Origin of the sequence: Pseudomonas sp. ML96 (genome assembly GCF_000761545.1) — a bacterium.
In the GTDB taxonomy this organism is placed as follows: domain Bacteria; phylum Pseudomonadota; class Gammaproteobacteria; order Pseudomonadales; family Pseudomonadaceae; genus Aquipseudomonas.
This window is the reverse complement of the sequence record NZ_JPMY01000012.1, coordinates 16,864-43,132: the sequence shown is the minus strand read 5'-3', so window position 1 is coordinate 43,132 and position 26,269 is coordinate 16,864. Positions and strand designations below refer to the sequence as shown.

The window sequence follows — 26,269 nt, the reverse complement described above, 5'->3', positions numbered from 1 at the left end:
CCGCAGGAAACTACAGCAGGCGCACGCGGGACGGTACCGGCGGTAGGCCGCAGCCGGTCTGCCCGGCCGCTTCCAGGTAGGGCGTGAGAATCGGCGCCATACCCTTGAGCACCTGCACCGGCAACGCCGAGGTGAAACGGAAGCCTTCCGCCGCCTGGCCCGGCACGAAGGCGGTGAGGGTGCCGAAGTGGCGCGGGCCTAAATAGAAGACGAAAGTCGCCGTGCGGTTGATGGCCTTGGAGCTGAGCACATGGCCGCCACGGGTGGTGCTCTCGATGCGGTTGTCGCCGGTGCCGGTCTTGCCGCCGAGCACCAACGGCGTGCCGTCGGCGAGCTGGAAGCTGCCGTGCAGGCGCCGCGCGGTACCGGCCTCGACCACCTGAGACAGGGCGCCACGCAGCGCCGCTGCCACCTCCGTGGGCAGCACCCGCTCGCCACGTTGGTTATCGTGGCGCAGCAGAGTCTCGTAGGGCGTGTCGGTGGCGAAGTGCAGCTGGTCGATGCGCACGCTGGGCTGGCGGATGCCGTCGTTCTGGATGATGCCCATCAGTTCGGCCAGCGCCGCCGGGCGGTCGCCGGAGCTGCCGATGGCGGTGGCCAGTGACGGCACCAGGTGCTCGAACGGATAGCCCAGGCGCTGCCAGCGCTGGTGGATGTCGAGGAAAGCCTCGACCTCCAGCAGGGTGCGGATGCGGCTGTCGCGGGCGCTCTTGTGGCGGGTCTTGAACAGCCAGCCGTAGACCTCCTGGCGCTCCTCGGCACTGGCGGCCACGGCGTCCTTGAAGCTGGCCTGCGGGTTCTCGATCAGGTAGCCCAGCAGCCACAGCTCCAGCGGGTGGACGCGGGCGATGTAGCCCTGGTCCGGCAGGCTCCAGGCGCCGGGGCCGTAGTCCAGGTACAATCTATGGATCTTCTTGTCGGTGAGCTTCTCGGCCTTGATGTTGGCGTGGGCGCGAATGAAGGCGGCGAAGGTCGCCTCGTCCACCTCCGGCATCAGGTAGCGGTGCACGGCGGCCAGGCGTACGGCGGTGGGGCGCAGGCCCTCGAGGAAGGTGTCCAGGCGCTCCTGGGCGCTTTGCTCCTGGTATTTGCGCCAGAAGCGCAGGAGGAAGGTGGTGCCCTCGCGGTCGGCGAAGCGCTTGAGGTAGCCCTCGCGTAGCGGGTGCTTGTCGTCCTGCAGCAGGGCGGCGCTGTTGCTGGCGCCGTGGTAGGTGCTGTAGCGCACCAGGTCGCGCAGCAGGCGGATGAAGGGCAGGTTGATCGACTCCTGCAAAGCCACGCGCAGGGTGGGGATGCGCGCGTTGTCCTCGCGCTTGAAGTTGCTGAAGGTGTGCGCGCCGCCGCCGGTGAAGAAGGTCTCGTAGGGGCTGGCCGAGTACTTGCGCTCCAGCGCCGCTTCGAGGGTGTCGCGCAGGCCGAGGTCGGGCTTGGCGATCAGTTGGTCGAGCACCCAGCGGCTCAGGTGGTCCTGCGGTGCCACCTCGATCTTGCGCAGTTCCTCGGGACTCTGCCCGGCGTAGCGCTGGTGCAGCTCGGCGATCACCTCCAGGTAGGTGGTCAGCACGCGCAGCTTGGCGGTGGAGCCCAGTTCCAGCTTGCTGCCCTCGTTGATGTCGAACGGCTGGTCGGTGCTGTCAGTCTGCACCCGTACCCGTGCGCCGTCCGGGCTGCGCTCGAACAGGGTGAAGCTGTAGCGCACCTCGGCGGTTTTCTCCGGCGACAGCAGGCGCTCGCCATAGAGGCCGACCTGGCCGGCGAACTCGGGATCGGCCAACTGGCGCAGGTAGCTGCTGACCTTCTGCTGCAGTTCGTCGTTGAGCGTGCTAGTGGCGGCCAGGTCGAGGCGGTCGAGGTCGTACAGCGGCATGTTGAGCAGCGCAGACAGCCGCGAGCGGGCCACGCTGATGCCCTTATTGCCCTGCACCGGCTGGATCGCCGGGTACTGCTCCAGATCGCGGAAACTCAGCTTCTGTGCCAGCGCGGCATCGCGCAGGGCCCAGTCGATCACGCCGCCGCTGGCCAGCACGCGAATGTGGCTGTCGGTCAGCGCCTCCAGCTCCTTGCGGCCCTGGGCCAGGTAATAGGAAGGGCGGCGCTGGGCGATCATCAGCGCCAGCACCTGACGCAGCGCCTGGCCGCGTTCGGCGCGGCTGGCCAGCGGCGTGCGGGCCGGGTCGAGCAGGGCGTTGACCCGCGCGAAGTCGGCGCCGAACCACACCCGCAGGCCATCGGCCAGGCCGTGCACCTCGCCGTGCCCAGGTGCGGCGGAGAGCGGCACGCTGTTGAGGTAGTCACGCACTATCTGCTCGCGGGCGGCGAGGGTCTCCGGCCCGCCACGGTAGGCGCGCACGCTGGCGGAGATCATCTGCCGCAGCTTCTCCATGGCCGACAGGGTCAGGCCGTCTGGCGAGTGGCGGTATTTCTCCAGCTGGGTGGCCAGGGTGCTGCCGCCGGCCGACTGTTCCTGCAGGGCGAAGTTCTTGCCCACCTGCGACAGTGCCGCCTTGAGGAAGCGCGGCCAGTCCACCGCCGGGTTGGCCAGGGGCTGGTCGCGGTCGAGCAGGTGGCGGTTCTCGATGAACAGCAGGCTGTTCACCACCAGCGGCGGGATATCGGCGAAGCCGGCATACAACTGCTGCGGGTAGTGGAACAGGTACAGTGGCTCCCCGCGGCAATCGGCGATGGCCAGGCCGGACTGGGTCTTTTCCCTGAAGGGCGGGAAGAAGCCGTGTTCGGCATAGCCGAGCAGGGCGGGCGATTGGCGTACCTGCGCGGCGATCAGGAAGTGCCGCTGTTGCAGGCGCTCCAGCAGTAGCGGCAGGTGGGCATAGCCCTGGCGCTTGTCGAAGGGCCCATCGCTGGGGAAGGCGATGTCGGCGCTGGGGCCGGGCTGCAGGCTGTAGCTCAGCTCGGCGGCGTAGCGGCTGAATTCGCGGGCCTGGAAGCGCGCGGTCTGCAGCTCGCGATACACGCCGAGCGCGAGAACCAGCAGGACCAGTAACAGGCCCAGCCAGATGAGCAGTTTCAGGCGGCGCCGGCGCGGCGGTGGATTCTGGGTAAAAAGCGCTTCCGGTTCGCTCGCGGGGAGCGCGGCCTGGGGTGCATCCGATTGCCAAAGTACGCCCATGATCGATGGCCTGGCTGATCAGAAAGCTTTGCTTGCAAACAAGCTTAGTCGGCGCCGGGCAGGCAGGAGCGCTTTATGTCGGCGCCGAGCGGTGGTCGTGCTCCTTGCGAGTTGCTGCCGCCACGCTCAGCGCGCGCCGTGCAGCAGCCGTGGTGGCGGGTCGCGCGGCGCCGGCTGAGTGCGGCGTTGGCCGAAGCGCTTGATGAAGTCCAGCCACAGCGCCAGCGCCATCATCAGGGCTAGGCCGGCCATGGCAGTGGCCAGGCGCACCAGCCAGTGCTCGTCGAGCAGGTTGTTGGCGGCGTCGGCCAGCGGCGCCAGCAGCACGCCCAGGCAGAACACTTCCAGCGAGTACTGGCCCATGCGGCACATCTCCCGCGCCGGCCAGCGCTGCAGCCAGTCGCCGCGCGGCAGGATCACCGCGATGCAGTAGGCCAGGGCGAGGAAGTGCAGCAGGCGCGGTGGCGACAGGTCGGTCTTGTCGATCGGGTAGATCAGATCGGTCAGCAGCTGTGGCATCCAGTCGTCCGGCAGCTGGAATTTCCACGACAGCGCCAGCGCGGCGCTGGCCACCAGGTACAGGGCGCTGGCGATGAACAAAGGGCCGCTCGGCGTTGGCCGCGGCGCATCGGCCGGGCGGCGCTGTGAATAAAGCGCTGCGGCGCCGCCGAGGAAGAACAGGAACTGCCAGGCCAGCGGGTTGAAGAACCACTCGCCGCCCTGCGGCCCGGCCAGATTCATGTGCGGCAGCGGCGCCAGCAGGTACAGCAGGCAGGAGCCGCCGAGCAGCGCCACCGGCCAGCGCAGCAGCAGCGGCAGGCACACCGGCAGGGCGCCCAGCAGCACGATGTACAGCGGCAGCGGGTCCATCAGGTTGGGCTTGAAGCGCAGCAACAGCTCGTCGGTCACCGCCTGTTGCGGGTGGCTGAGGAAGTAGTCGAGGCCCATGGCGCCGACGAAGTCCTTCTGTTCGACGTGATTGTTGGTGAAGAACACGATGCCCATCAGCACCGCCAGCAGGAAGATGTGCGCCACGTAGAGCACCCAGACCCGGCGCAGGATGCGCAGGCAGGCGACCAGGTAGCCGTCGCGCTGCAGCAGCTTGCCGTAGGCCAGCACGGCGGCGTAACCGGCGAGAAACACGAAGATCTCCGCCGCGTCGCTCAGGCCGACGTTGCGCGGGGTGATCTGCGCCAGCGGGTTGCCGGGGATGTGGTCCCAGAAGATGAATACCAGCGCCAACCCACGGAAGAAGTCGATGCGCAAATCACGGCCGGTCTGCGTCATGGCGGCATGCTCACTTGGGGCGGGTGGAACCGTTCCACCCGCACGGTCGATATGCCTGTGACTACCGTGTGGTGCCGCTTGATGCGCCTGAATGACCAGCGGTCATGCGCCCCGTCAGGCGCGGGCTAGGCGCTTTGCTCCAGCGGCTGCGGGTCGAAGCTGTCGGAGCGGGCCATGGCCCACATGCGCCGGTAGAACTCGCCGTCGATCTTGCCATCGAGCAGCTCGCCGGGCTTGAGGAACACGTGCAGCTGCGAGTACAGCTTGATCTCGCTGGCCGACATGCGCCGCACCAGGTGCTTGGCCTCGATCTGCGAGGGATGGCTGAGGCCGGCGGCGGCGATCATCTCGGCCAGGCCGCGCATGGTGTTGCGGTGGAAGTTGTGCACGCGCTGGGCCTTGTCCGTCACCACCAGCGCACGCTGGCGCAGCTTGTCCTGGGTAGCCACGCCGGTCGGGCACTTGTTGGTGTGGCAGCTCTGCGACTGGATGCAGCCGATGGCGAACATGAAGCCGCGGGCGGAGTTGGCCCAGTCCGCGCCCAGGGCCATGACGCTGGCGATGTCGAAGGCGCTGACGATCTTGCCGCTGGCGCCGAGGCGAATCTTGTCGCGCAGGTTGAGGCCGACCAGGGTGTTGTGGACGAACAGCAGACCCTCGCGCAGGGGCACGCCGATGTGGTCGGTGAACTCCAGGGGAGCGGCGCCGGTGCCGCCTTCCTTGCCGTCGATAACGATGAAGTCGGGCAGGATGCCGGTCTCCAGCATGGCCTTGGCGATGCCCATGAACTCCCAGGGGTGGCCCAGGCACAGCTTGAAGCCCACCGGCTTGCCGCCGGACAGCTCTCGCAGCTGGGCGATGAACTGCAGCAGCCCGATTGGGGTGGAGAAGGCGCTGTGGCGCGACGGCGAGATGCAGTCCTGGCCCATCGGCACGCCACGGGTCAGGGAGATTTCCTCGGTCACCTTGTGCTTGGGCAGGATGCCGCCGTGGCCCGGCTTGGCGCCCTGGCTGAGCTTGATCTCGATCATCTTCACCTGCTCGCTGGCGGCCTGTTCGGCGAAGCGTTGCGGGTCGAAGCGGCCCTGCTCGTCGCGGCAACCGAAGTAGCCGCTGCCCAGCTCCCACACCAGGTCGCCGCCGTTCTCGCGGTGGTAGGGGCTGATGCTGCCCTCGCCGGTGTCGTGGTAGAAACCGCCGAGCCAGGCGCCCTTGTTCAGCGCGCGAATGGCATTGGCGCTGAGCGAGCCGAAGCTCATCGCCGAGATGTTGAACACCGAGGCCGAGTAGGGCTGCCGGCACAGCGGGCCGCCGACGTTGACGCGGAAGGTGCTGGGGTCGCAGTGATCGGCCGGCAGCATGGAGTGGCCGATGAATTCGAAGCCGCTCTGGTACACGTCGCTGAGAGTGCCGAAGGCCTTGTCGGCGCCCTCGTTCTTGGCCCGCGCATAGACCAGGCCACGCTGGGCGCGGGAGAAGGGCAGCGCCTCGCGGTCACCCTCCAGCAGGTACTGGCGGATCTCCGGGCGGATGGCTTCCACCAGGTAGCGGATGTTGCCCAGGATCGGGTAGTTGCGCCGCACCGCGTGGCGTGTCTGCAGCAGGTCGTTGATGCCGACCAGGCTGAGCAGCCCGCCGAGCAGGGTCAGCAGCCACAGCCACTCGTGCGCGCCGAGGAACGGCAGGCTGGCGAGGGTGAGCAGGACACAGAAGGCGAAGAAGGCGTAGCGGTTCAGCAACGACAGGCTCATGGAGTCTCCTCGGGCGGGGCGTCTGCGCTCGCTTCTATGTGCCTGTAAGGGCCGGGGCAGAGCGGCAGACGCTGGCGGTTCGCTTCAGGTTAGCAGCCTGAGCCGAGGCAATTGTTGCTTGGCGGGTAAAACAGCTTCTGCCAGGTGCGGCTGTTTCATCGTCGCCACTTCAGCGGGCGGACAGCTGCCGGCTGGCGGCGGCCACCGCCTCGTCGTTGGCACGCAGCAGCGCCGGCAGGAAGTTGCGCACGAATTCGACCCAGGTGCGGGTCTTGGCATCGAGGAACTGCCGCGATGGGTACAGCGCGTAGATGCCCAGCGAGAACAGGCGATGGTTGGGCAGCACGCGCAGCAGGCTGCCGTCGCCCAGGCCGCCGACGGCGGAATACAGCGGCAGCGCGCCGATGCCGATACCTGCCTTGATCGCCTCGGTCATGGCGTCGGCGGTGTTGACCTGGAACGGCGTCTGCTTGATCAGCACCTGCTCCTGGCCGTCCGGGCCGTCGAGCAGCCACTTGTCCAGGCCCATCACGTTGTTGATCAGGCGTAGGCAGTGGTGGCCGCCGAGGTCGCTGACCTGGCGCGGCGTACCGTGCCGCGCCAGATAGTCCGGCGAGGCGCACAGCACGCTGTAGGTGCTGCCCAGGTGCTTGGAGATGAAGCCCGAGTCGGGCAGCTCGCTGGCGATGACCATGGACACGTCGTAGCCCTCGTCGAGCAGGTCGGGGCTGCGGTTGGCCAGGGTCAGGTCGAAGCTCACATCCGGGTAGATCTTGTTGTACTCGGCGATGGCCTTGATCAGGTAGTGCTGGCCGATGCCGGTCATGGCATGCACCTTGAGCACGCCGACCGGGTGGGCATTGGCCTCGCCGGCCTCGGCCTCGGCCTCGTCGATGTAGTTGAGGATCTGCTCGCAGCGCAGCAGGTAGCGCTGGCCGGCCTCGGTCAGCGCCAGGCGCCGCGTGGTGCGGTGCAGCAGACGAGTGCGCAGGTGGGTTTCCAGGGTGGCGACGGCGCGCGAGACGTACGAGGTAGTGAGTGACATGCGCTGGGCGGCGGCGGTGAAGCTGCCGGTTTCCGCCACACAGACGAAGGCGCGCATGTTGAAGAGGGTGTCCATGGAGGATTCCGACGGGGCAGGGAGGCGGATTCTGTCACCGCAGTCTAGTCGGGATTACTGCTATTTCAGTACACAATCCATCATCTAACTGCCTGCTTATCCGCCGCACGGCGCCCTTCTAGAATCTGCCGCCCCTTCGGTTTCGCCCGTTCCCAGGATGTAGCGCAGATGCCTCGCATCGCTTGGTCGTGCCTCATGAACGCCAGTCTGTTGACCCTGTTTGCCCAGCTCGCTGGTTGTATCGACAGCCACGGCATTGTTCCCCAATCCAACCTATTGCAGGCCGACGCTGTCGACCTCGGCGCCGCCGTGCAGCAGGCCGAGCACGAAGCTGCCTGGCCGGACACTCGCTGGTGGCGCGCCTATGGCGATGCCCAGCTGGACGCCTGGATGGAGCAGGCGCTGGCGCACAGCCCGAGCCTGGCCCAGGCGGCGGCCCGTGTGCGCCGGGCCGAGGCACTGGCCGGCGTGGTGGAGTCGGCGGAGGCGCCGCAGGTGCAGCTCGATGCCAGCGTGCAGCGCAAGCGCTGGCCGGCCGACTACTTCTACGGCCCCGGCGTGCTCGGGCGTACCAGCAGCTGGAACAACAGCAGCCAGCTCGGCTTTCGCTATGACCTCGACCTCTGGGACCGCGAACGCAGCCGCAGCCATGCGGCCGTCGACCAGGTCCGCCAGCAGGTGGCCGAGGCGCGGGTAGCGGCGCTGGAGCTGCAGGGCAACCTGCTGCGCAGCTACATCCAGCTGGCCCTGCTGTATGCCGAGACGGACATCGCCCAGGCCCTGCTGACCCAGCAGCAGGCACGTGTGCAACTGGCCGAGAGCCGCCTGCGCGATGGCATCGGCACACGCCAGGAGGTGAACCGTTTGCAGGAGCCGCTGGCCGAGAGCCACCGGCGCCTGGATGCCCTGCACGAGGCCCGTGTCATCACTCAGCACCAGCTCGCCGTGCTGGCCGGGCAGGGACCGGGGGCAGGCGAGCGGCTGCGCCGGCCGCGCCTGAACCTGCAGCGCAACATCGGCTTGCCCGCACATCTGCCGCTGGAGCTGCTTGGCCAGCGCCCGGACCTGCAGGCGCGGCGCTGGCAGGTGGCTGCCGCGGCGCGCGGCATCGAGGTGGCCAAGGCCGATTTCTATCCCAATATCGACCTGCTGGCCGGGCTGGGCAGCAACGCGACCCAGGGCAGCCTGCTGGACTTTCTGCACTACGACAAACTGGCCTACAACCTTGGCCCCGCGCTCAACCTGCCGCTGTATGACGGCGGCCGCCGGCGTGGCGAGCTGGGCGTGGCGAGCGCCGACTACGACCTTGCCGTGGAGCAGTACAACCAGGGCCTGCTGCTGGCCCTGCAGCAGGTGGCCGACGGCCTGGTGCGCCAGCAGTCGCTGCAGCAGCAGGCGCAGCTGGCCGCCGAGGCGGTTGCAGTGGCGCAGCGCAGTTGCGACCTGGCGGCGCTGGCGCAGCGACGTGGCCTGACCGGCTACGACGAAGTGCTGCAGGCCCTGCCGGCGCTGCTCGAACGCCAGCTGACCCAGCAGCAGGTGCTGGCCGCACGGCTCAGCGCCCAGGCCGATCTGCTGCTGGCCCTCGGTGGCGGCGTGCAGCCACCGGCCGAGAGCGCGGATGACGCCAGCCTGGTGCCGCACGAGCCGCGTCTGCGCCTTCTTCCTCGCCCCTGAGACCTGCCCATGCCGAACTCCCTCAAACTCGCCTTGCGCGCCTGGGCGCGCAGCGACGGCCTAACCTGGGCCTTCGTCGCCAAGGGCCTGCTCAGCGCCTTCCTCGCCCTGTGGCTGGCCTATCGCCTGGAACTGCCGCAGCCGAGCACTGTGCTGGCCACCGTGTTCATCGTCATGCAGACGCAGAGCGGCCAGGTGCTGGCCAAGAGTTTCTACCGCCTGCTCGGCACTCTGCTCGGGCTGGCGGTGATGGTGCTGCTGATCGCTCTGTTCAACCAGGAGCGCGGGCTGTTCATGCTCAGCCTGGCGCTGTGGATCGGCCTGTGCACGGCCGGTGCCTCGCGCTATCGCGATTTCCGCGGCTATGCCTGCGTGCTGGCCGGCTACACCGCGCTGATGATCGGCCTGCCGGCCACGCAGATGCCCGAGGGCGCCTTCATGCAGGCGCTGTGGCGGGTGCTGGAGATCAGCCTGGGCATTCTCTGTACCGGCCTGGTGCATGGCCTGGTACTGCCGCAGCGCAGCAGCGACGACCTGCAGCTGCGCCTGCAGGCGCGCCTGCGCGAGTTCGCCGGTTTCGCCAGTTCGGGACTGCAGGGCGACCTCGGCGAGGCGCACTTCGAGGACTACAACGTGCGCTTTGCCGCCGCCGCGGTGAGCCTGGAGAACCTGCGCAATGCCAGCGCCTTCGAGGACCCGCACATGCGCCTGCGCCACGGGCGCCTGGGCCGGCTGAACAGCGAGTTCCTGGTGCTGTCGACGCGCTTCCACGCCCTGCACCAGTTGCTCCAGCGTCTGGCAGGCGAGGGCGGGCAGCGGGTGCGCGATGCCCTGCAGCCGAGCCTGGCCGAAGTCGCCACGCTGCTCGCCGCCCTGCAGCAGCGCCCCTGCAGCGAGGCCGATGCCGAATGGCTGCGCGCCAGCCTGGAGAACGCCCGGCCGCAGCTGATGCAGAACATCCGCCAGGGGCGCCTGTGGCTGGCCATCGGCCGTGCGCAGGAGGCGCAGCAACTGGATTACGACACCGCCGCCGAGCTGCTCTATCGCTTCACCGGCGATCTGCTCGACTACGCTCGCACCCATGCCTCGCTGCTCGATCACCAGCATGTCCGCGAAGACTGGCGCGACAGTTTCCGGCCACGCGCCAACCTCGCCGCGGCAGCGGTGGCGGGAGGGCGCAGCGCCTTGCTGATGCTCCTGCTCGGCCTGTTCTGGATGGCCACCGCCTGGCCCAGCGGCGGCACCTTCGTCCTCACCGCGGGCATGGTCGCGGCGCTGGCGTCGACCTCGTCCAGCCCTGGGCGGTTGTCTGCGCAGATCGGCCTGGGCGCGCTCGGCGGCGCTTGCCTGGGCTTCGTCCTGACCTTCTGGATACTGCCCTGGCTGGATGGCTTCGCCTTGCTCTGCTGCGCCCTGGCGCCGGTGTTCGCCTTCGGCGCCTGGTTGTGCGCGCGGCCCGCCAGCGCCGGCCATGGCCTGGGTCTGCTGATGTGGTTCTGCATGATCTCGCTGCCGGCCAACCTGACGATCTACGACCCTTTGCGTCTGCTCAACGAGTACCTGGCGGCGCTGTTGGCCATGGGCGTGGCCACGGTGGCGGCGCTGATCATCCTGCCGCCCAACCGGCCCTGGCTGTGGCGGCGCCTGGAGCATGAGCTGCGCATGTGCGTGGTGCAGGCGGTGAGCGGGCGCCTGGCCGGCTTGGTCGGCGCGTTCGAGAGCGGCACGCGCGATCTGCTCAGCCAGGCCTACGGCGTGGCCAGCGGGCGCGCCGATGTGCAGCGCCAGCTACTGCGCTGGACTTTCGCCGTGCAGGAGGTCGGCCACGCGGTGATCGAACTGCGCCTGGAACAGATGCGCCTACCGCCGTTGGACTGCTACGCCGAGGCGATGCCCTGGCGGTACGCCATCCGCGCCATGGGTCGGGCGCTGATTCGCTTGTTCGTCAGGCCCGGCGAGGTCAATCGCCAACGCGCGCTACAGGCGGTGGAGCAGGCCATCGACACCCTGCGCGGCACCGCCGAGCCCTGCGCGCCGCAGTTCGACAGCTCGCCACTGCGGCGCATGCTCAGCTACCTGCACTTCATCCGCAGCTCGCTGCTCGACCCGCTGTCGCCGCTGCGCGCGCCCGAGCCCGCCGGCCATTACCCGAGGGCCGCCCATGCCGCGTGAGATCACCCTGCACGGCGTCTACCTGCCGAGCCTGACCCTGTTGTTCCTGCTCACCCTGTTGCTGGCCTGGGGGCTCGACCGCCTGTTCGCCAAGGCCGGCCTGTATCGCCACGCCTGGCACCCGACGCTGCTGCGCGTGGGCCTGTTCACCTGCCTGTACTGCGCCCTGGCGCTGACCATCTACCGCTGATTAGCCCTGCTCACAGAGAACCTCCATGCCCCTGAAACGTCTCGTCAGTGTCTGCGCGACCCTGCTCATCTGCGCCGCGGCCGCGCTGCTGGTGCGCACCCTGTGGCTGCACTACATGGACTCGCCCTGGACCCGCGATGGCCGGGTGCGCGCCGACATCATCAACATCGCTCCGGACGTGGCGGGGCTGGTGGTGGAAGTCGCGGTGCACGACAACCAGCGCGTGGCCAAGGGCGACCTGCTGCTGCGCATCGACCCCAGCCATTACCAGTTGGCCGTGCGCCAGGCCGAGGCCCTGGTGGCGGCGCGCAAGGCGGCCCTGGCCATGCGCGAGGTCAACGCCCAGCGCCGGGCGGAGATGGACGATCTGGTGGTGTCGCGCGAGAGCCGCGAGGATGCCGGGCACCTGTCGGCCATCGCCACGGCCGACTACCAGTCGGCGCTGGCGCAGCTGGACGTGGCTCGTCTCATGCTGCAGCGCACCGAGGTACGTGCCTCGGCCGACGGCTACATCACCAACCTCAGCGTGTTCGAAGGTGACTACGTGCAGACTGGCGAGGCGAGCATGGCCCTGGTCGACAGTGCCTCGTTCTACGTCAACGGCTACTTCGAGGAGACCCGCCTGGCGCGGGTGCGCATCGGCGCGCCGGTGGAGATGCGCCTGATGAATGGCCAGCGCCTGCGCGGGCGTGTCGACAGCATCGCCCGCGGCATCTACGAGCGCGACAACCCGCAGAGCCGCGAGCTGACCGCCGACGTCAACCCGACCTTCAACTGGGTGCGCCTGGCCCAGCGCGTGCCGGTGCGCATTCGTCTCGATGCGCTGCCGGATGGGCTGGAGCTGGCCGCCGGCATGACCTGCACCGTGGTGGTCGAGGAGGGTGGTGAGGAGGTCGCAGGATTGTTTCCGGGACGGCAATAGTGCATGCGCACTTCGCGCGTATATCGCCGCAGGGCGCCTACCTAGAATGGTCCCGCCTCCCACGATGAGGCACAGCAGCCAAGGCTTCCCTCTACCGGGCCGACTGGCTGCAACTTCGGCCGCTGCATACCTGCACGGCCGAAGCCCCTTTCCCTGACATCAGGACACTGCCCAATGAGAGTTTTGACCCTGCTGGCCCTGGCCGGCCTGACCCCGTTCGCCTTCGCGGCGGGCCAGACGGAAGCCACCGCCGACAACCAGCCGGCCGTCGAGGTGTACACCTACGACATGGACCTGGACGTGGCCCACGTGATCTCCACCACCGACGTCTCGAAGATCTGTGGCGTGACCCCGTCGATCATGACCTACGAGGATCATCAGGGTCGCCTGCATCGCCTGGAGTACCTGGTGATCGGCGGCGGCTGCATCGACGGCTGATCTACCTGACGAGCACGGATGCCCGGCCCGTGCCGGGCATCGTCATTTCTGCAGGCAGGATTGCAGCGCTGCACCCAATAGGGCACTAGGTAATGGCCGGCAGAGTCGGTCAATTGTTGCCTGATGCGTAAGAAAGCTTCCTGCAAACGCGGCTGTTTCGTCGCCGCCCCGGCTCGCAGAATTCACTCCGTAGCGCGCCGCCAGCCTGATTGCGGCGCCGGAAATCGGTGATCCCGAGAGGTGTAAACATGAAAGCATTCATCGTTCTGGCCCTGGCCAGTCTGTCTTCCTTCGCCTTTGCCGCCACTACTGCCGAAGGCCCTGCGCAGCGTTCCGAGGTGGAGCAGTACCAGTACGGCATGGATCTGGACGTGGCCAGGGTGATCTCCACCACCGATACCTCGGCCATCTGCGGCGTGACCCGCTCGGTGATGGTCTACGAGGATCACCAGGGCGAGCGCCACAGCCTGAGCTACTTGGCCCTGGGCGGTGGCTGCCGAGACAACTGATGTTTTCTTACCTGACGAGTAAAAGAAAGCAGGGCCTGCCGGAGCCATCCGCCAGGCCCGCCGTGCATCTGCCCGAGACGGGTGAGGAGCGCGTGCCACGCCGGGGCGACAGCGAGTTCGCCCAGTTCATGCGCCTGCGCCAGGCCTGCCTCAACGAGCGGCGCTGACCCCTTCGAGGGTGGCGAAGGAGGTGTCCTTGGCGGTCAGCAGGAAGTCGCGCATGAACGGCGCGTCGAGCATGTCGGCGCGGATCGCGGCGTACAGCGTGCAGTACAGGCTCTTCTCGCCCAGGCGCTTGGCGGTCACATAACCCCGCGAGCTGTACTCGTGCAGCGCCCAGTTGGGCAGGCAGCACACGCCGCGGCCGCTGGCCACCAGCTGCATCATCATCACCGTCAGCTCGGAGGTGCGTACCTGCGCCGGCTCGATGTCGGCCGGCTCGAGGAAGCGGGTGAAGATGTCCAGGCGGTCGCGGTCCACCGGGTAGGTGATCAGCGTCTCGCGTTCCAGGTCTTCGGGGATCACGTAGGGGCGGCTGGCCAGCGCGTGCTGGTTGGCCACCGCCAGCAGTGCCTCGTAGGTGAACAGCGGCACGTAGGTGATGCCGCTCATTTCCACCGGGTCGGAGGTCACCACCAGGTCGAGGTCACCGCGCGACAGCGCCGGCAGCGGGGCGAAGGAGAAGCCCGAAGCCAGGTCCAGCTCCACTTCCGGCCAGGCATCGCGGAACTGGTCGATGGTCGGCATCAGCCACTGGAAGCAGCTGTGGCACTCGATGGCCATATGTAGGCGGCCCGCGGTCCCTCCCGCCAGGCGCGCCAGGTCGCGCTCCGCCGCACGCAGCTGCGGCAGCAGGCTGTCGGCCAGTTGCAGCAGGCGCAGGCCGGCGCTGGTGAAGCGCACCGGCTTGGTCTTGCGCACGAACAGCTGCATGCCCAGACGTTCTTCCAGTTCCTTGAACTGGTGCGACAGCGCCGACTGGGTCAGGTGCAGGCGTTCGGCGGCCTCTACCAGGCTGTCTGTCTCACGCAAGGCGTGCAGGGTCTTGAGGTGGCGCAGTTCCAACATGAGCGAATCTCAATGAGTAAAATTTGTGATCATCACGAATATGTTGAGTTTGTCTCATGATGTGCTCGGTGTCGAGAATGTGCGCCATTGACGAACACCGGAGATGGACAGATGGCACTGGCACACAACCTCGGCTTCCCCCGCATCGGCCGCGACCGCGAACTGAAGAAAGCCCTGGAAGCCTATTGGAAAGGCGAACTGGACGAGGCCGGCCTGCGCGCCGTGGGCCGCGAGCTGCGCGCCGCGCACTGGCAGCTGCAGAAGGACGCCGGCATCGAGCTGCTGCCAGTCGGCGACTTCGCCTGGTACGACCAGGTGCTGAGCCACTCGCTGGCCTTCGGCGTGATCCCCGAACGCTTCCATGTGCACGGCGCCAAACCGACCCTGGACACCCTGTTCGGCATGGCCCGTGGCGTCAGCCAGAACACCTGCTGTGGCGGCGCGCATGCCCAGCCCGCTTCTGCACAAGAGCTAACCAAATGGTTCGATACCAACTACCACTACCTGGTCCCCGAGTTCTCCCGTGACCAGCAGTTCGCCCTGAGCTGGGAGCAGCTGTTCGAGGAAGTGGAGGAGGGCAAGGCCCTGGGCCACAACCTCAAGCCGGTGCTGATCGGTCCGCTGACCTACCTGTGGCTGGGTAAAGCAAAAGGTGCGGAATTCGAGCGTCTCGACCTGCTCGAACGCCTGCTGCCGGTCTACGGCGAAATCCTCCAGCGCCTGGCTGCCCAGGGCATCGAGTGGGTGCAGATCGACGAGCCGATCCTCGCCCTCGACCTGCCGCAAGCCTGGAAGAACGCCTTCGAGCGCGCCTATAACCTGCTGCAGAAGGAGCCGCTGAAGAAACTGATCGCCACCTACTTCGCCGGCCTGGAAGACAACCTCGGCCTGGCCGCCAGCCTGCCGGTGGATGGCCTGCACATCGACCTGGTGCGCGCGCCGGAGCAGTTCCCGGCCATCCTCGATCGCCTGCCTTCCTACAAGATGCTGTCGCTCGGCGTGGTCAACGGCCGCAATATCTGGCGCACCGACCTGCAGGCTGCCCTGGACGTGCTGCAGCAGGCCCATGAGCGCCTGGGCTCGCGGCTGTGGGTGGCGCCGAGCTGCTCGCTGCTGCACAGCCCGGTCGACCTGGGCCGCGAAGACCAGCTGGATGCCGAGCTGAAAAGCTGGCTGGCCTTCGCCGTGCAGAAGTGCCAGGAGGTCGCCGTGCTGGCCCAGGCCCTGCGCGAGCCGCAGGCCGCCGAGGTGCAGGCCGCACTGGCCGAGAGCAACGCCGTGCAGGCCAGCCGCGCCGCCTCGCCACGTATCCACAAGCCGGCTGTGCAGGCGCGTCTGGCTGCGATCAGCGCCGCCGATAGCCAGCGCCAATCGCCGTTCGCCGAGCGCATCGCCAAGCAGCGCGCGCTGCTCGATCTGCCGCCGTTCCCCACCACCACCATCGGCTCCTTCCCGCAGACCTCGGCCATCCGCCTGGCGCGTCAGTCATTCAAGGCCGGCAAGCTGTCCGCCGCCGACTATACCGAGGCCATGCACAGCGAAATCCGCCACGCCGTGAGCATTCAGGAGCAACTGGGCCTGGACGTGCTGGTGCATGGCGAGGCCGAGCGCAACGACATGGTCGAGTACTTCGCCGAGCAACTCGACGGCTACGCCTTCACCCGCTTCGGCTGGGTGCAGAGCTATGGCTCGCGTTGCGTGAAGCCGGCGCTGATCTATGGCGACCTGTCGCGTCCGCAGGCCATGACCGTGGCCTGGATCGAGTATGCCCAGCGCTGCACCGACAAGCTGATGAAGGGCATGCTGACCGGCCCGGTGACCATGCTGATGTGGTCATTCCCGCGTGACGACATCTCCCGCGAGCAGCAAGCGCGCCAGCTGGCACTGGCCATCCGCGACGAGGTGGTCGACCTGGAAACTGCCGGCATCAAGGTCATCCAGATTGATGAGGCGGCCTTCCGCGAGGGCCTGCCGCTGCGCCGTGCCCAGTGGCAGCAGTATCTCGCCTGGGCCACCGAAGCCTTCCGCCTGACCGCCAGCGGGGTGCGCGACGAGACGCAGATCCACACCCACATGTGCTACAGCGAGTTCAACGATGTGATCGAGTCCATCGCCGCCATGGACGCCGACGTGATCACCATCGAGACCTCGCGCTCGGACATGGAGCTGCTGGATGCCTTCGAACGCTTCGAGTACCCCAACGAGATCGGCCCGGGCGTGTATGACATCCACTCGCCACGGGTGCCGGACAGCGCCGAGATGGTCCGCCTGATGCGCAAGGCCGCGCAGCGCGTGCCGGCCGAGCGCCTGTGGGTCAACCCGGACTGCGGTCTGAAAACCCGCGGTTGGCCTGAGACCGAGGCGGCGCTGGTCAACATGGTGGCGGCGGCGCGGCAGCTACGAGCCGAACTGGCCTGAGTCAACGCAACGGGGCCTGGTGCTCCGTTTTGCGTATTGGGGCGGTGTGCCGTTAGCCTGAACCGCAGCGCGATGCCGGGAGTCGGAATGCTTGTAGGGCTGTGATGCCCACAAGCAGGAGACGATGCAATGGTCATGCACTACAAGACTGCCGGCCACCTGGCCTGTGGCAGCCATGGCGAGAAACTGCCGTCCACCACTGACCTGGCCAAGGTCAAGTGCCGTAACTGCCGCAAGACCGAGGCTTTCACCGAGGCCCGGCGTACTACTCGTAATGCTGCGCGGCGTGCGGCGCGGCGGGAGAAGAAGGAGCGCGCCGCCAACGACTGGCGCACTTCGTGGGAAGCGCGGCTCACCGCGCTGCCGGGGCGCCAGCGTCTGCCGCGCGGCTTCGGCGAGCAGGCGTTCGTCTAGCGCGCGGGAATGGCGACCAGGCTGAGCAGGTAGCCGTCGAACTCGGCGTAACGGCCGTGCAGCTCGCTGCCGGCCGGCCACTCCTGGTGCAGGTCGAGCAACAGGCGCAGGCGCGCGTCGCTGGCGCCGTGCTCGATCAGCTCGGCGTCGTGGAAATAGAAGCGCTGGAGCACCAGCGGGTAGAGAGCCTTGAACAGGCTCTCCTTGAGCGAGAAGGTCAGGGTCACCAGCTGGGCGAAAGCCTGGGCATCCAGCCCAGCGGCGCGCTGCAACTCGGCCGGGGTGAGGATTTCCCCGGCCAGTTTGGCGGCGCGCTCGGCGCTTAGCTGTTTCTCCAGGTCCAGACCCAGGCCACGCCACTGCTGGCTGCTGGCGACAATCGCCGCGGCCTGGCCGGCGCCATGGGTGATGGAGCCGACCATGCCATTCGGCCACAGCGGCACGCCATCCTCGTCACGTCCCGGCACCAGCGCCTGGCCATAGAGCCGGCGCAACGCCTCGCGGGCGCACAGGCGGCCGGCCAGGTACTCGCCCTGGCGCTTGGCCACGCCACGCACCGACTCGATGGCGCAGCGCGAGAAGTCTTCGGCCACCAGCTGCGCTGCATCGAAACTGGCGCGCACCAGCTGGCCGCCGGCCAGGTGCAGCGGGGCGGGCTCGGGGTGCAGTTGGCAGAAGGGTGGGATGTACAGACTCATGGCCGGCATTCTGCCGTGACCGGCTGGGGCGGGCCAGCCGTTTACATTTCTTTGCACGGGGACAACGAAGCGCTACAGAGCAAACGCTTGGTTTGGGTTAACAATGGGCCAGGCGTTCCATTGGGGCGCTGGTGAGGTTGTAGCCACGCAGGCGGGTCGCCAACGTGGCTTTGCTCTACTGATCGAGTACGGGAGTCCAGCTGGACTCCCGTTTTTTTTGCCTTCAGAAAACCTGCTTGAACAGCGCCTGCATGTCGGCCCAGGAGCGCTCGTCGGCCTCCTTCTGGTAGCCGAGATCGAGACCGTGGCCCTTGTGCGCGTCGGCGTCCGGGTTGCTGAAGCCGTGCTTGGCGCCCGGCAGCTCGACGAAGCGGTAGTCGGCGCCGGCCTTGTCCATCTCGGCCTTGAAGGCGGCCACCTGCTGCGCGGTGATGAAGCTGTCGGCGGCGCCGTGCTCGACCAGCACCTTGGCCTTGACGCTGCCGGGGGTGGCCGGGGTGTCGGTGACCAGGGCGCCGTGGAAGCTCACCACAGCCGCCAGCGGCAGGCCCTGGCGAGCCATGTCCAGCACGATGCGGCCGCCGAAGCAGTAGCCGATGGCGGCGATCCGCGTGGTGTCGGTCTGCGGCTGTGCCTTGAGCAGTTCCAGCCCGGCGAGGAAGCGCGCTTTGGGCACGGCCGGGTCGGCCAGGGTGGCCTGCATGAAGGCGCCGGCATCCTGCGGGTGCTGGGTGTTCTTGCCATCGCCGTACATGTCCACGGCCAGGGCGCTGTAGCCGAGTGCGGCGAGATCGCGGGCACGGCGTTTGGCGTAGTCGTTCAGGCCCCACCATTCGTGTACCACCAGCACGCCGGGGCGCTTGCCGGCGATGGCGTCGTCCCAGGCGTGGTAGGCGATCAGGCGGGTGCCGTCGGCGCTGGTGTAGGGAATTTCCTGGGTCTGGATCGCGGCCTGGGCAGTGCTGGCCAGGCCGGCGAGGCAGAGCAGGGCGAAGAGGGCATGGCGCATGACGGTTCTCCTGGTCCTTGGGCGAAAGTCGTCACCATAGCCGAATGCGCCGGCCATCACTTGTATCGCTGTGCTTGGTCTACAGCGGCGGCTTGGGCGGGGTGATACCCATGGACACATAGATGCTGGTGAAACGCTCCATGCCCATCTCCGCCGGCTTGACCCACTCCACCGGCACGTAGAGCAGGCCGCCGCCCACCGGCACCGGCGCGGTCGGCACCAGGATGGCGTGGTAGGCGCGACCGTCGATCTCCAGCGGCTGTGGGTTGGGCAGCAGGGCCAGCACGGCGGTGCCGTCGCCGCCGAAGAAGCACCACACCGGGCTCATGGCGGCCAGGTCGGCGTTGTCCTTCTGGTCCAGCAGACCGACGAAACGGTCGGCCAGGCCGTACAGGTTGCCGAGCAGCGGAATGCGCCGCAGGGTGCGGTCGAACAGGCGGCTCAGCGGGCCCTTGAGGCCGAGCTGTACGGCCAGGCCGAGGGGGTAGAGCGCCACGATCAGGCCAACGGTACCGAGCAGCCAGGCCAGGTTCTGGCTGCTGACGAAGGGCTGGCCGAGACCGGCGAACAGCCTGCCGACGGTGCTGGCGGGGCCGATCAGGCCGTTCAGCAGGCTCACCACCCAGCCCAGCAGGGCCAGCGACAGGGCCAGCGGCAGCAGTGCGAGCAGGCCGGCCAGCCAGGTGGTGAAGATCGAGTTGAAGCTGTTCTTGAACATGGTGTGAGTCCCCGGCGAATGCCTGCCAAGGCTATTGCAAAGCGCCTGGCTTGGGCAGTGCAGCCATCGCAGTCTCGTTCAGGCTTGGTTCAGGAAGGGTTCAGCAGCGGTTCAGTAGTGCCTAGGCAACCTAGGCCCCGAGTTCAGCAACTTTCCCAACTCGGAGAAAACACCATGAAAAACATCGTTAGCAAACTTGCCCTGGTAACCGCCATTTCCGTCGCGGCCGTATCGGCCCAAGCTGCCGATACCTTCGTCGGTGGGACCTGGGGACAAAGCGACAGCCGCATCGAGAACTCCGGTTCGCTCAACCGCAACCTGGGTCATCCCGACCTGGATCGGGTGATCGACGGCAGCGGCACCTGGGGTGTTCGCGTCGGCCAGGAAACCCAGGACGGCCGCTACTACATGACCTACGAGAACGTCTCGGACGACTCGCAGGGCTACAAGCTGCGCCAGCAACACCTGCTCGGTAGCTACGACGCCTTCCTGCCCCTGAACGACAGCGGCACCAAGTTGTTCGGTGGTGCCACCGTCGGTATGGTGAAACTGGAGCAGGAGAGCCGCGGTTACAAACGCGACAGTGACGTCGGCCTGGCCGCCGGTCTGCAGGCCGGCATCCTGCAGGACGTAGGCAAGAATGCCTCGGTCGAAGCCGGCTACCGTTACATGAAGACCAATGCCAGCACCGACATGGCGCCGCACGGCGGCAACAAGGTAGGCACCCTTGATCTGGACCGTACCAGCCAGGTCTACCTCGGCGCTAACTACAAGTTCTGACGAACCAGGGAGAAGGCCGGGCGCAAGCCCGGCCTGTCGTAAGGGGGAACAGTCATGAAGATTCTGGTGGTCGAGGACGAGGCGCTGCTGCGCCACCACCTGCATACCCGCCTCGGTGAACGAGGTTTCGTGGTGGATGCGGTGGCCGATGCCGAAGAGGCGTTGTATCGCGTACGCGAATTCAATCACGACATCGCCATCGTCGATCTGGGCCTGCCCGGCATGAGCGGCCTGGACCTGATCCGCGAGGTCAGGGCGCAGGGCAACGGCCTGCCGATCCTGATTCTCACCGCGCGTGGCAACTGGCAGGACAAGGTCGAGGGCCTGGCCGCCGGTGGCGACGATTACTTGGTCAAGCCGTTCCAGTTCGAGGAGCTGGAGGCGCGCCTGCATGCCCTGCTGCGCCGCTCCGTGGGGCTGGTGCAGTCCAGCGTCGAGGCCGGCCCATTGAAGCTCGACCTCAACCGCAAGCAGGCCCTGGTCGACGAGCAGGCGCTGCCGCTGACCGCCTACGAATACCGCATCCTCGAATACCTGATGCTGCACCCGCAGCAGGTGGTGTCTAAGGATCGCCTGATGGAGCAGCTCTACGAAGGCGATGACGAGCGCGACCCCAACGTGGTCGAGGTGCTGGTCGGCCGCCTGCGCCGCAAGATCGAGGGTGCCTGCGCGCTGAAGCCGATCGATACCGTGCGCGGCCAGGGCTACATGTTCACCGAGCGCTGCCGATGATCCGCTCGCTGCGTGTGCGGCTGATGTTCGGTGCCACGGCGCTGGCCGTGGTGTTCATCCTGGCCCTGCTGCCTGTGCTCAAGGGCGTGGTGCGCAATGCCCTGGAGGGCGTTATCGAGCAGCGCCTGGCGGCCGATGCGGCGACCCTGATTTCCGCCGCACGCATCGACGGTGGCCAGTTGGCAATGCCCGCGCGGCTGCCGGACGAGGAGTTCAACCTGCTCGACTCCAAGCTGCTCGGCTACATCTTCGACCGCGACGGCAACCTGGTCTGGCGTTCGCCTTCCAGTGGCGACGAGAGTCTCGATTACCAGCCGCGCTATGACGGCCAGGGCCATGAGTTCAGCCAGGTGCACGATGCCCGCGGCAACGAGTTCTTCGTCTACGACCTGGAGGTCGATCTGCTGCGCGGCCAGGCCGCCGCCTACAGCATCGTCACCATGCAGCCGGCCAGCGAATACCAGGCCGTGCTCGATGGCGTCGGCCGTCAGCTGTGGCTGTGGCTGGGTGGGGCGCTGCTGGTGCTGCTCGGGTTGCTCTGGCTCGGCCTGGGTTGGGGTTTTGGCACCCTGCGCGGGCTGCGCCACGAACTGGACGAGGTGGAGAGCGGCCAGCGCGAACGCCTGAGCCGCGAGCACCCACTGGAGCTGCTGCGCCTGACCGATTCGCTCAACCACCTGCTCGAAGGTGAGCGCCGCCAGCGCGAACGCTACCGCGACTCCCTCGGCGACCTGGCGCACAGCCTGAAGACACCGCTGGCCGTGCTGCAGGGTGTCGGCGAGACGCTGGCGATGAACCCGGGCAGCCGCGAGCAGGCCCAGGTGCTGGGCAACCAGGTCGAGCGCATGAGCCAGCAGGTGAGTTACCAGCTGCAACGCGCCAGCCTGCGCAAAAGCGGCCTGGTGCGCCACCGCGAGCCCTTCGGCGCGGCGCTGGACACCCTGTGTGGCGCCCTGGACAAGGTCTACCGCGACAAGCGCGTGCAGGTGATCCGCGACTTTCCCGCCAACCTGCAGGTACCGATGGAGCGTGATGCTCTGCTCGAGCTGCTCGGCAACCTGCTGGAGAACGCCTACCGCCTGTGCCTGGGCCAGGTTCGGGTCAGCGCCCGGCAGGATGCGCAGGGCTATGAGCTGGTGGTGGAGGACGATGGCCCCGGCGTGCCCGCCAACCAGCGCGAGCGCATTCTCAAACGTGGCGAGCGCCTGGACAGTCAGCATCCGGGGCAGGGCATCGGCACCGCGGTGGTGGTCGATATTCTCGACAGCTACGACGGCCAGTTGCAGCTGGAGGATTCCGCGCTGGGCGGCGCCTGTTTCCGCATGCGCCTGCCGGGTTAACTCTCGTTGTGCGCGACGACGGTACGCCGGCGGCTGCCGGCCTCGACGTCATAGATATTGAAGTCGTTCATGGCGCGCCCATAGAGGTGCAGGCTCACCGCGCGGGGCCGCTCGTGGGGCACGCCGGTGATGTGGATGTGGTCCGGATTGGGCACGAAGCTGGTCACCGCGCCGTGGCTGAGCAGGATGGTGCCGCCACGGGCCAACTGGATGTCCTCGTCGGCGCCACGGTCCGGTGACAGGCGCACGTAGCTGCGCTCCTCCAGCACGCCTTCGACCACGCCGACCACGCCCCAACTGCCGTGGTCATGTACCGGCGTCCACTGGCCGGGCAACCAGACCAGCGCGTAGAGCGACAGGCTCTGGTCCGGCGCGGCGTAGATCAGGTTGCGCGTGTAGCCCTCGGGGCTGCTGCGGTAGTGCTCGGGTTCGAGAAAGCTGCCGGCGTGCTCGATCAGCTCCAGCATCAGTGGTGCCAGGGCCAGTACGCAATCGGCCGGAATGCCGTGCAGGTGGCTACGTGCGTCGGCCTCGTCGATAAAGCGTTGCAGGGCGGTGGAGGTCATGGCAACTCCCTTTGCTGGCCCTATGGTTGGGCTGTGTGAATGCAACAACGGTAGTGCATGATCTGCGCCAGAGTCGAACGGCTGCCGGCTCGTGCGAAAACGGCCGCCTATACTCCCTGCGCTGCGATGCCGGGCGCCTGCGGGCGCGGCAGCGACTGCCTGCGTACGAGCCGGCCAGGCAAGGTCCCATCCCCACTATCTGGAGAACACCAAGTGGCTTTACGTATCAATGATCTCGTACCGGACTTCAGCGCCGAAACCGACCAGGGCCCGATCAAGTTCCACGACTGGATCGGCTCCGACTGGGCCATCCTGTTTTCCCATCCCAAGGACTTCACCCCGGTGTGCACCACCGAGTTCGGCGCCGTCGCCCAACTGGCCGAAGAGTGGCGCAAGCGTGGCACCAAGGTGATCGGCGTGTCGGTGGATGGCGCCGAGTCGCACAAGCGCTGGAAGGGCGACATCGAGGCCGTCTGCGGCACCGCGGCGCAGTTCCCGATCATCGCCGACGAGGGCCTGGCCGTGTCCAAGGCTTTCGACATGCTGCCGGCCGAGGCCTACCTGCCGGAGGGCCGTACCCCGGCCGACACCGCCACCGTGCGCTCGGTGTTCATCATCGGCCCGGACAAGAAGCTCAAGCTGTCGATGACCTACCCGATGTCGGTCGGCCGCAACTTCGCCGAAGTCCTGCGCGCCCTCGATGCCCTGCAACTGACCTACAACGTGCCGCTGGCCACCCCGGCCAACTGGGCCGCCGGCCAGGATGTAATCGTCGCTCTGGCGCTCAACGACGAGCAGGCGCGCGAGAAATACGGCGCCCTCGATATCAAGCTGCCGTATCTGCGCACGGCCAAGGCACCGAAGTAACCAAGGTGCCGGGCGAGCCTGTGTGCAGGCTCGTCAGGGCACCAGCTCGTAGCCGTCGCCACGGCCGCTGAGCCAGCGCAGGCGCTGCTTGCCAGCGGTTCGCAGATGAGCCGCCGCCTCGATAAACAGCGGATGTCTCAGGTCGGCAGGTCGCATCAACCTCGCCCTGCCGTGCTCCTCGACATTGAGGAAGTGTGCCTCGTCCGCTTCGTCGACATAGCTACGCGCAATCAGGCATAGAGCCTCGTTAGCGAAGCGGTAGATGTCGTACTCGTAGTGGTAGTCGTACGCCCCATCTTCATCCGGCTCGCTGGCGTCCACATGGCGAGTGCATTCGATGCGCATGGCGATGTCACCTCTAGTGCCGACCTAGTGTGCTGAGCCCAGTATTGCGCTTGGGTCGAGATAGAACATCTTCTTCCAGCGATCAGGCCCCAGGGGCGCCTGCGGTTCTGAGGCGGCGAATGAACTGACTGAGGCCATCCGACTTGAGGCATAGCGCCAGGCCTATGGCGAACTCGACCAGCGTGATCAGCTGGTTGATGAAGTAGGCGGCCAGGTTGTTCCGCTCCAACTCGCCACCGCGCAGGATGTAGATGATCCACATGCCATTGTTGGCGAAGTCGGCCAGGCCCATGGCAATGAGATAGACACCCAGCACGCAGAAGGCGGCCGACTGCAGCTCATCGACAGAGAGGTTGATACTGAGGGGCTTGTCGGCCGTGGCTGGAGTCAGCCAGCGAGCGATGGTCACGGGGAACTTCAGCAGGGCGAGGCTGACGAGGCCTAGCCCGAGCACCATCGCTATGCCAAGGATTGCGGCGCCCGGGGCTTTGCCCGAGTAGCTGACGTTGGCCAGTTGGCTGACATATTGGTATTGCTGGACTGCCAACAGGAAGGTACGGAACAGCAGGTACAGGGCACTGATGCGAAGTGCGATCGCGAGTAGATCTGAAGCTTTCATTTATCGTCCTTGATAGTCAGAGAAATAGTCGGGTTAGAGCCGGTATTCAGTCGCCAAACACCCAGCCGTTGTTGCGATTATGCAGGTAGATGAAGACGTTCTCGCTCTTGTCGCGAGCGACGCCAGCGCTGCCCCAGGCGAAGTCGTTCTGCTCGCCCAACTGGGCGGTGAGCCATTGGCGATGCAGATGTTCGCGCTTGGGGATGGAGGCGTAGAAGTCGTCTTCGGATTCGCTCGGAATCTGCGGGTCGCTGAGCTCGATGAACAGGCTGACCAGTATTTCAGCTTCGAAGCGCAGGCTCAGCTCGATACCTAGATGACCGTCCTGTAGCTGCAGATAGGCAAAGCGGCAGGGCACCTGTTGGTTCAGGACCTGCACCAGGCTTGTTTCGCCGATGCGGAAGGTCGCGTCCAGCTCCGCAGGCGTGGTGGTCGGGGTAATGAGTATGTCGCCGACGCGTAGGTGCCCGCTGCTGTGGTCGATCTGCAGGCGCTGGCTCAATTTTCCTGGGCCCGATAAGCACCCGGCGTCAGCCCGGTCCATTTCTTGAACGCGCGGTGGAAGGCCGAGGGTTCGGAGAAGCCGAGTTGTTCGGCGAGGTCCTGGATCGACAGTTCGTCGCGGCCCAGGTGGTAGATGGCCAGGTCGCGGCGCAGGTGGTCCTTGAGCTCCTGGAAGCTGCTGCCTTCCTCGCGCAGGTGGCGGCGCAGGGTCTGCGGGCTGATATGCAGCTGGGCGGCGACGCTTTCCAGGTCCGGCCAGTGCGCGCAGTCGCGGCCGAGCAGGCGGCGGATGCGGCTGGTCAGGCTGTCGCCGCCGTCTGGGCGGGCCAGCAGATCGGCCGGCGAGTGTTCGAGGAATTGCTTGAGCGTGCGTTCGTCCTGCAGCAGCGGCATGGCCAGGTAGCGGCTGTGGAACAGCAGGCTGGTGCTCTCGGCGCCGAAGCGCCGTGGGCAGGGGTAGAGCAGGTCATATTCGCCGCTGTGGGCCGGTTCGGGGTAGGTGAAGCTGGCTTCGTCCAGGCGGATGCGCTGGCCGATCAGCCAGCTGCCGAGGCGGTGCCAAATCACCAGCAGGCTCTCGGTGAGGAAGTGGTCCGGGTCCCACAGGATCGAACTGTCCAGGGTCAGGCGCACGTGCTCGCCGTCGCGCTGCAGCTGCACGCGTGGTGCATCCGGGAACAACCCGTAGAACAGCATGCCGCGGACCAGGGCCTTTTCCAGGCTGTGGCAGTGGATGATGGCGTGGCACATCATGGCGAAGGTGCCGCGCTTGCTGGGGATGACGCCGAAGCCCATGTACTCGTCGTCGAGCAGCGCCCACAGGCCCTGCAATAGGCGGGTGAACTGTTCGGGGGCGAGGCGCGCGCGCGGCTCTTCGAGCAGCGCCGGCTGGATGCCGACCTCGCGCAGCAGAGGCAGGTAGTCGCAGCTCTGGCGCTGGGCACCGCGCAGGGCGGCGCGGATGAAATGGCTGGCGATGGTGCGTTCGCGCATGCTCG

The 26,269-nt window shown here is 67.1% G+C and carries 26 protein-coding genes; 13 read left to right on the top strand and 13 right to left on the bottom strand.

The genetic code is table 11. The features are described 5' to 3' along the window. Nucleotides 1-10: 10 nt before the first annotated feature. From IP89_RS09705 to IP89_RS09690, 4 genes are all read right to left on the bottom strand, one after another. Nucleotides 11-3,127, bottom strand: a complete 3,117-nt coding sequence (locus IP89_RS09705; RefSeq protein WP_043309269.1) for a transglycosylase domain-containing protein — start codon at nucleotides 3,125-3,127, stop codon at nucleotides 11-13. A gap of 126 nt (nucleotides 3,128-3,253) precedes the next feature. Beyond that, a complete protein-coding gene (locus IP89_RS09700; RefSeq protein ID WP_052081015.1) occupies nucleotides 3,254-4,414 on the bottom strand; it encodes an OpgC family protein in 1,161 nt (386 codons plus the stop codon). Between the two features lie 125 nt (nucleotides 4,415-4,539). Beyond that, on the bottom strand, nucleotides 4,540-6,165 hold the full coding sequence (locus IP89_RS09695) for an FMN-binding glutamate synthase family protein (RefSeq protein WP_043309267.1): 1,626 nt from the start codon (nucleotides 6,163-6,165) through the stop codon (nucleotides 4,540-4,542). Between the two features lie 169 nt (nucleotides 6,166-6,334). Further along, entirely contained in the window at nucleotides 6,335-7,285 is a 951-nt protein-coding gene (locus tag IP89_RS09690) for a LysR family transcriptional regulator (protein WP_043309266.1), read from the bottom strand. Between the two features lie 168 nt (nucleotides 7,286-7,453). Here IP89_RS09690 and IP89_RS09685 point away from each other — a divergent pair, with 168 nt between their 5' ends. The 7 genes from IP89_RS09685 (at nucleotide 7,454) to IP89_RS23320 (ending at nucleotide 13,360) form a co-directional block, all read left to right on the top strand. Next, nucleotides 7,454-8,962 (top strand): efflux transporter outer membrane subunit, encoded by a 1,509-nt coding sequence (locus IP89_RS09685; RefSeq protein ID WP_043309265.1) that lies wholly within the window; start codon nucleotides 7,454-7,456, stop codon nucleotides 8,960-8,962. Between the two features lie 9 nt (nucleotides 8,963-8,971). Next, a complete protein-coding gene (locus IP89_RS09680) occupies nucleotides 8,972-11,134 on the top strand; it encodes an FUSC family protein (protein ID WP_043309263.1) in 2,163 nt (720 codons plus the stop codon). Continuing rightward, nucleotides 11,124-11,324, top strand: a complete 201-nt coding sequence (locus IP89_RS09675) for a DUF1656 domain-containing protein (RefSeq protein WP_043309262.1) — start codon at nucleotides 11,124-11,126, stop codon at nucleotides 11,322-11,324. Before IP89_RS09680 ends, IP89_RS09675 begins: the two co-directional genes overlap by 11 nt. Before the next feature lie 25 nt (nucleotides 11,325-11,349). Further along, nucleotides 11,350-12,246: an HlyD family secretion protein gene (locus IP89_RS09670; protein WP_043309261.1), complete on the top strand. Its 897-nt coding sequence runs from the start codon at nucleotides 11,350-11,352 to the stop codon at nucleotides 12,244-12,246. Nucleotides 12,247-12,420: 174 nt separating this feature from the next. Continuing rightward, on the top strand, nucleotides 12,421-12,684 hold the full coding sequence (locus IP89_RS09665) for a DUF2790 domain-containing protein (protein WP_043309258.1): 264 nt from the start codon (nucleotides 12,421-12,423) through the stop codon (nucleotides 12,682-12,684). 248 nt (nucleotides 12,685-12,932) lie between these two features. Next, nucleotides 12,933-13,193 (top strand): DUF2790 domain-containing protein, encoded by a 261-nt coding sequence (locus IP89_RS09660; RefSeq protein ID WP_043309256.1) that lies wholly within the window; start codon nucleotides 12,933-12,935, stop codon nucleotides 13,191-13,193. Further along, nucleotides 13,193-13,360, top strand: coding sequence for a hypothetical protein (locus IP89_RS23320; RefSeq protein ID WP_156115015.1), 168 nt, complete (start codon nucleotides 13,193-13,195; stop codon nucleotides 13,358-13,360). Before IP89_RS09660 ends, IP89_RS23320 begins: the two co-directional genes overlap by 1 nt. Here IP89_RS23320 and metR read toward each other — a convergent pair. Then, nucleotides 13,344-14,261: a transcriptional regulator MetR gene (gene metR / locus IP89_RS09655; RefSeq protein WP_043309254.1), complete on the bottom strand. Its 918-nt coding sequence runs from the start codon at nucleotides 14,259-14,261 to the stop codon at nucleotides 13,344-13,346. The two genes, IP89_RS23320 and metR, sit on opposite strands and share 17 nt — an antisense overlap. 111 nt (nucleotides 14,262-14,372) lie before the next feature. On the opposite strand from metR, the gene metE reads away from it, so the two are divergent. Together metE and IP89_RS09645 are read left to right on the top strand one after the other, a co-directional pair. Further along, nucleotides 14,373-16,679, top strand: coding sequence for a 5-methyltetrahydropteroyltriglutamate--homocysteine S-methyltransferase (metE, locus tag IP89_RS09650; protein ID WP_043309252.1), 2,307 nt, complete (start codon nucleotides 14,373-14,375; stop codon nucleotides 16,677-16,679). Nucleotides 16,680-16,808: 129 nt separating this feature from the next. Then, a complete protein-coding gene (locus tag IP89_RS09645) occupies nucleotides 16,809-17,093 on the top strand; it encodes a hypothetical protein (protein ID WP_043309251.1) in 285 nt (94 codons plus the stop codon). Here IP89_RS09645 and IP89_RS09640 read toward each other — a convergent pair. The 3 genes from IP89_RS09640 to IP89_RS09630 form a co-directional block, all read right to left on the bottom strand. After that, nucleotides 17,090-17,800 carry a 4'-phosphopantetheinyl transferase superfamily protein gene (locus IP89_RS09640; protein WP_043309250.1) on the bottom strand — a complete coding sequence of 237 codons (711 nt, stop codon included), beginning with the start codon at nucleotides 17,798-17,800 and terminating at the stop codon, nucleotides 17,090-17,092. The genes IP89_RS09645 and IP89_RS09640 overlap by 4 nt on opposite strands. 214 nt (nucleotides 17,801-18,014) lie before the next feature. Further along, nucleotides 18,015-18,800 carry a dienelactone hydrolase family protein gene (locus IP89_RS09635; RefSeq protein WP_043309249.1) on the bottom strand — a complete coding sequence of 262 codons (786 nt, stop codon included), beginning with the start codon at nucleotides 18,798-18,800 and terminating at the stop codon, nucleotides 18,015-18,017. A gap of 79 nt (nucleotides 18,801-18,879) precedes the next feature. Further along, entirely contained in the window at nucleotides 18,880-19,518 is a 639-nt protein-coding gene (locus IP89_RS09630; protein WP_043309248.1) for a DUF502 domain-containing protein, read from the bottom strand. Between the two features lie 174 nt (nucleotides 19,519-19,692). On the opposite strand from IP89_RS09630, the gene IP89_RS09625 reads away from it, so the two are divergent. The 3 genes from IP89_RS09625 to IP89_RS09615 are packed head-to-tail and all read left to right on the top strand — an operon-like array spanning nucleotide 19,693 to nucleotide 22,370. After that, on the top strand, nucleotides 19,693-20,298 hold the full coding sequence (locus IP89_RS09625) for an outer membrane beta-barrel protein (protein ID WP_043309246.1): 606 nt from the start codon (nucleotides 19,693-19,695) through the stop codon (nucleotides 20,296-20,298). A gap of 54 nt (nucleotides 20,299-20,352) precedes the next feature. Further along, nucleotides 20,353-21,030: a response regulator transcription factor gene (locus tag IP89_RS09620; protein WP_043309245.1), complete on the top strand. Its 678-nt coding sequence runs from the start codon at nucleotides 20,353-20,355 to the stop codon at nucleotides 21,028-21,030. Then, nucleotides 21,027-22,370 (top strand): ATP-binding protein, encoded by a 1,344-nt coding sequence (locus IP89_RS09615; RefSeq protein ID WP_043309244.1) that lies wholly within the window; start codon nucleotides 21,027-21,029, stop codon nucleotides 22,368-22,370. Before IP89_RS09620 ends, IP89_RS09615 begins: the two co-directional genes overlap by 4 nt. On the opposite strand, the gene IP89_RS09610 is transcribed toward IP89_RS09615, so the two are convergent. Then, the gene (locus IP89_RS09610; protein WP_043309243.1) at nucleotides 22,367-22,936 is read right to left on the bottom strand and encodes a cysteine dioxygenase; all 570 of its coding nucleotides are present in this window, start codon (nucleotides 22,934-22,936) and stop codon (nucleotides 22,367-22,369) included. The genes IP89_RS09615 and IP89_RS09610 overlap by 4 nt on opposite strands. Nucleotides 22,937-23,149: 213 nt before the next feature. Between IP89_RS09610 and IP89_RS09605 the strand changes: the two genes are divergently transcribed. Continuing rightward, on the top strand, nucleotides 23,150-23,803 hold the full coding sequence (locus tag IP89_RS09605; RefSeq protein WP_043309242.1) for a peroxiredoxin: 654 nt from the start codon (nucleotides 23,150-23,152) through the stop codon (nucleotides 23,801-23,803). 33 nt (nucleotides 23,804-23,836) lie between these two features. Here IP89_RS09605 and IP89_RS09600 read toward each other — a convergent pair whose 3' ends face one another. The 4 genes from IP89_RS09600 to IP89_RS09585 all read right to left on the bottom strand — a co-directional run bounded on the left by IP89_RS09600 (nucleotide 23,837) and on the right by IP89_RS09585 (nucleotide 26,264). Continuing rightward, nucleotides 23,837-24,148 (bottom strand): hypothetical protein, encoded by a 312-nt coding sequence (locus IP89_RS09600; protein ID WP_043309240.1) that lies wholly within the window; start codon nucleotides 24,146-24,148, stop codon nucleotides 23,837-23,839. 82 nt (nucleotides 24,149-24,230) lie between these two features. Further along, nucleotides 24,231-24,767, bottom strand: a complete 537-nt coding sequence (locus IP89_RS09595; RefSeq protein ID WP_043309238.1) for a hypothetical protein — start codon at nucleotides 24,765-24,767, stop codon at nucleotides 24,231-24,233. Between the two features lie 46 nt (nucleotides 24,768-24,813). Next, on the bottom strand, nucleotides 24,814-25,269 hold the full coding sequence (locus IP89_RS09590) for a hypothetical protein (protein ID WP_043309237.1): 456 nt from the start codon (nucleotides 25,267-25,269) through the stop codon (nucleotides 24,814-24,816). Next, nucleotides 25,266-26,264: an AraC family transcriptional regulator gene (locus IP89_RS09585; protein WP_043309235.1), complete on the bottom strand. Its 999-nt coding sequence runs from the start codon at nucleotides 26,262-26,264 to the stop codon at nucleotides 25,266-25,268. The genes IP89_RS09590 and IP89_RS09585 overlap by 4 nt, the downstream gene beginning before the upstream one ends. Nucleotides 26,265-26,269: the final 5 nt, after the last annotated feature.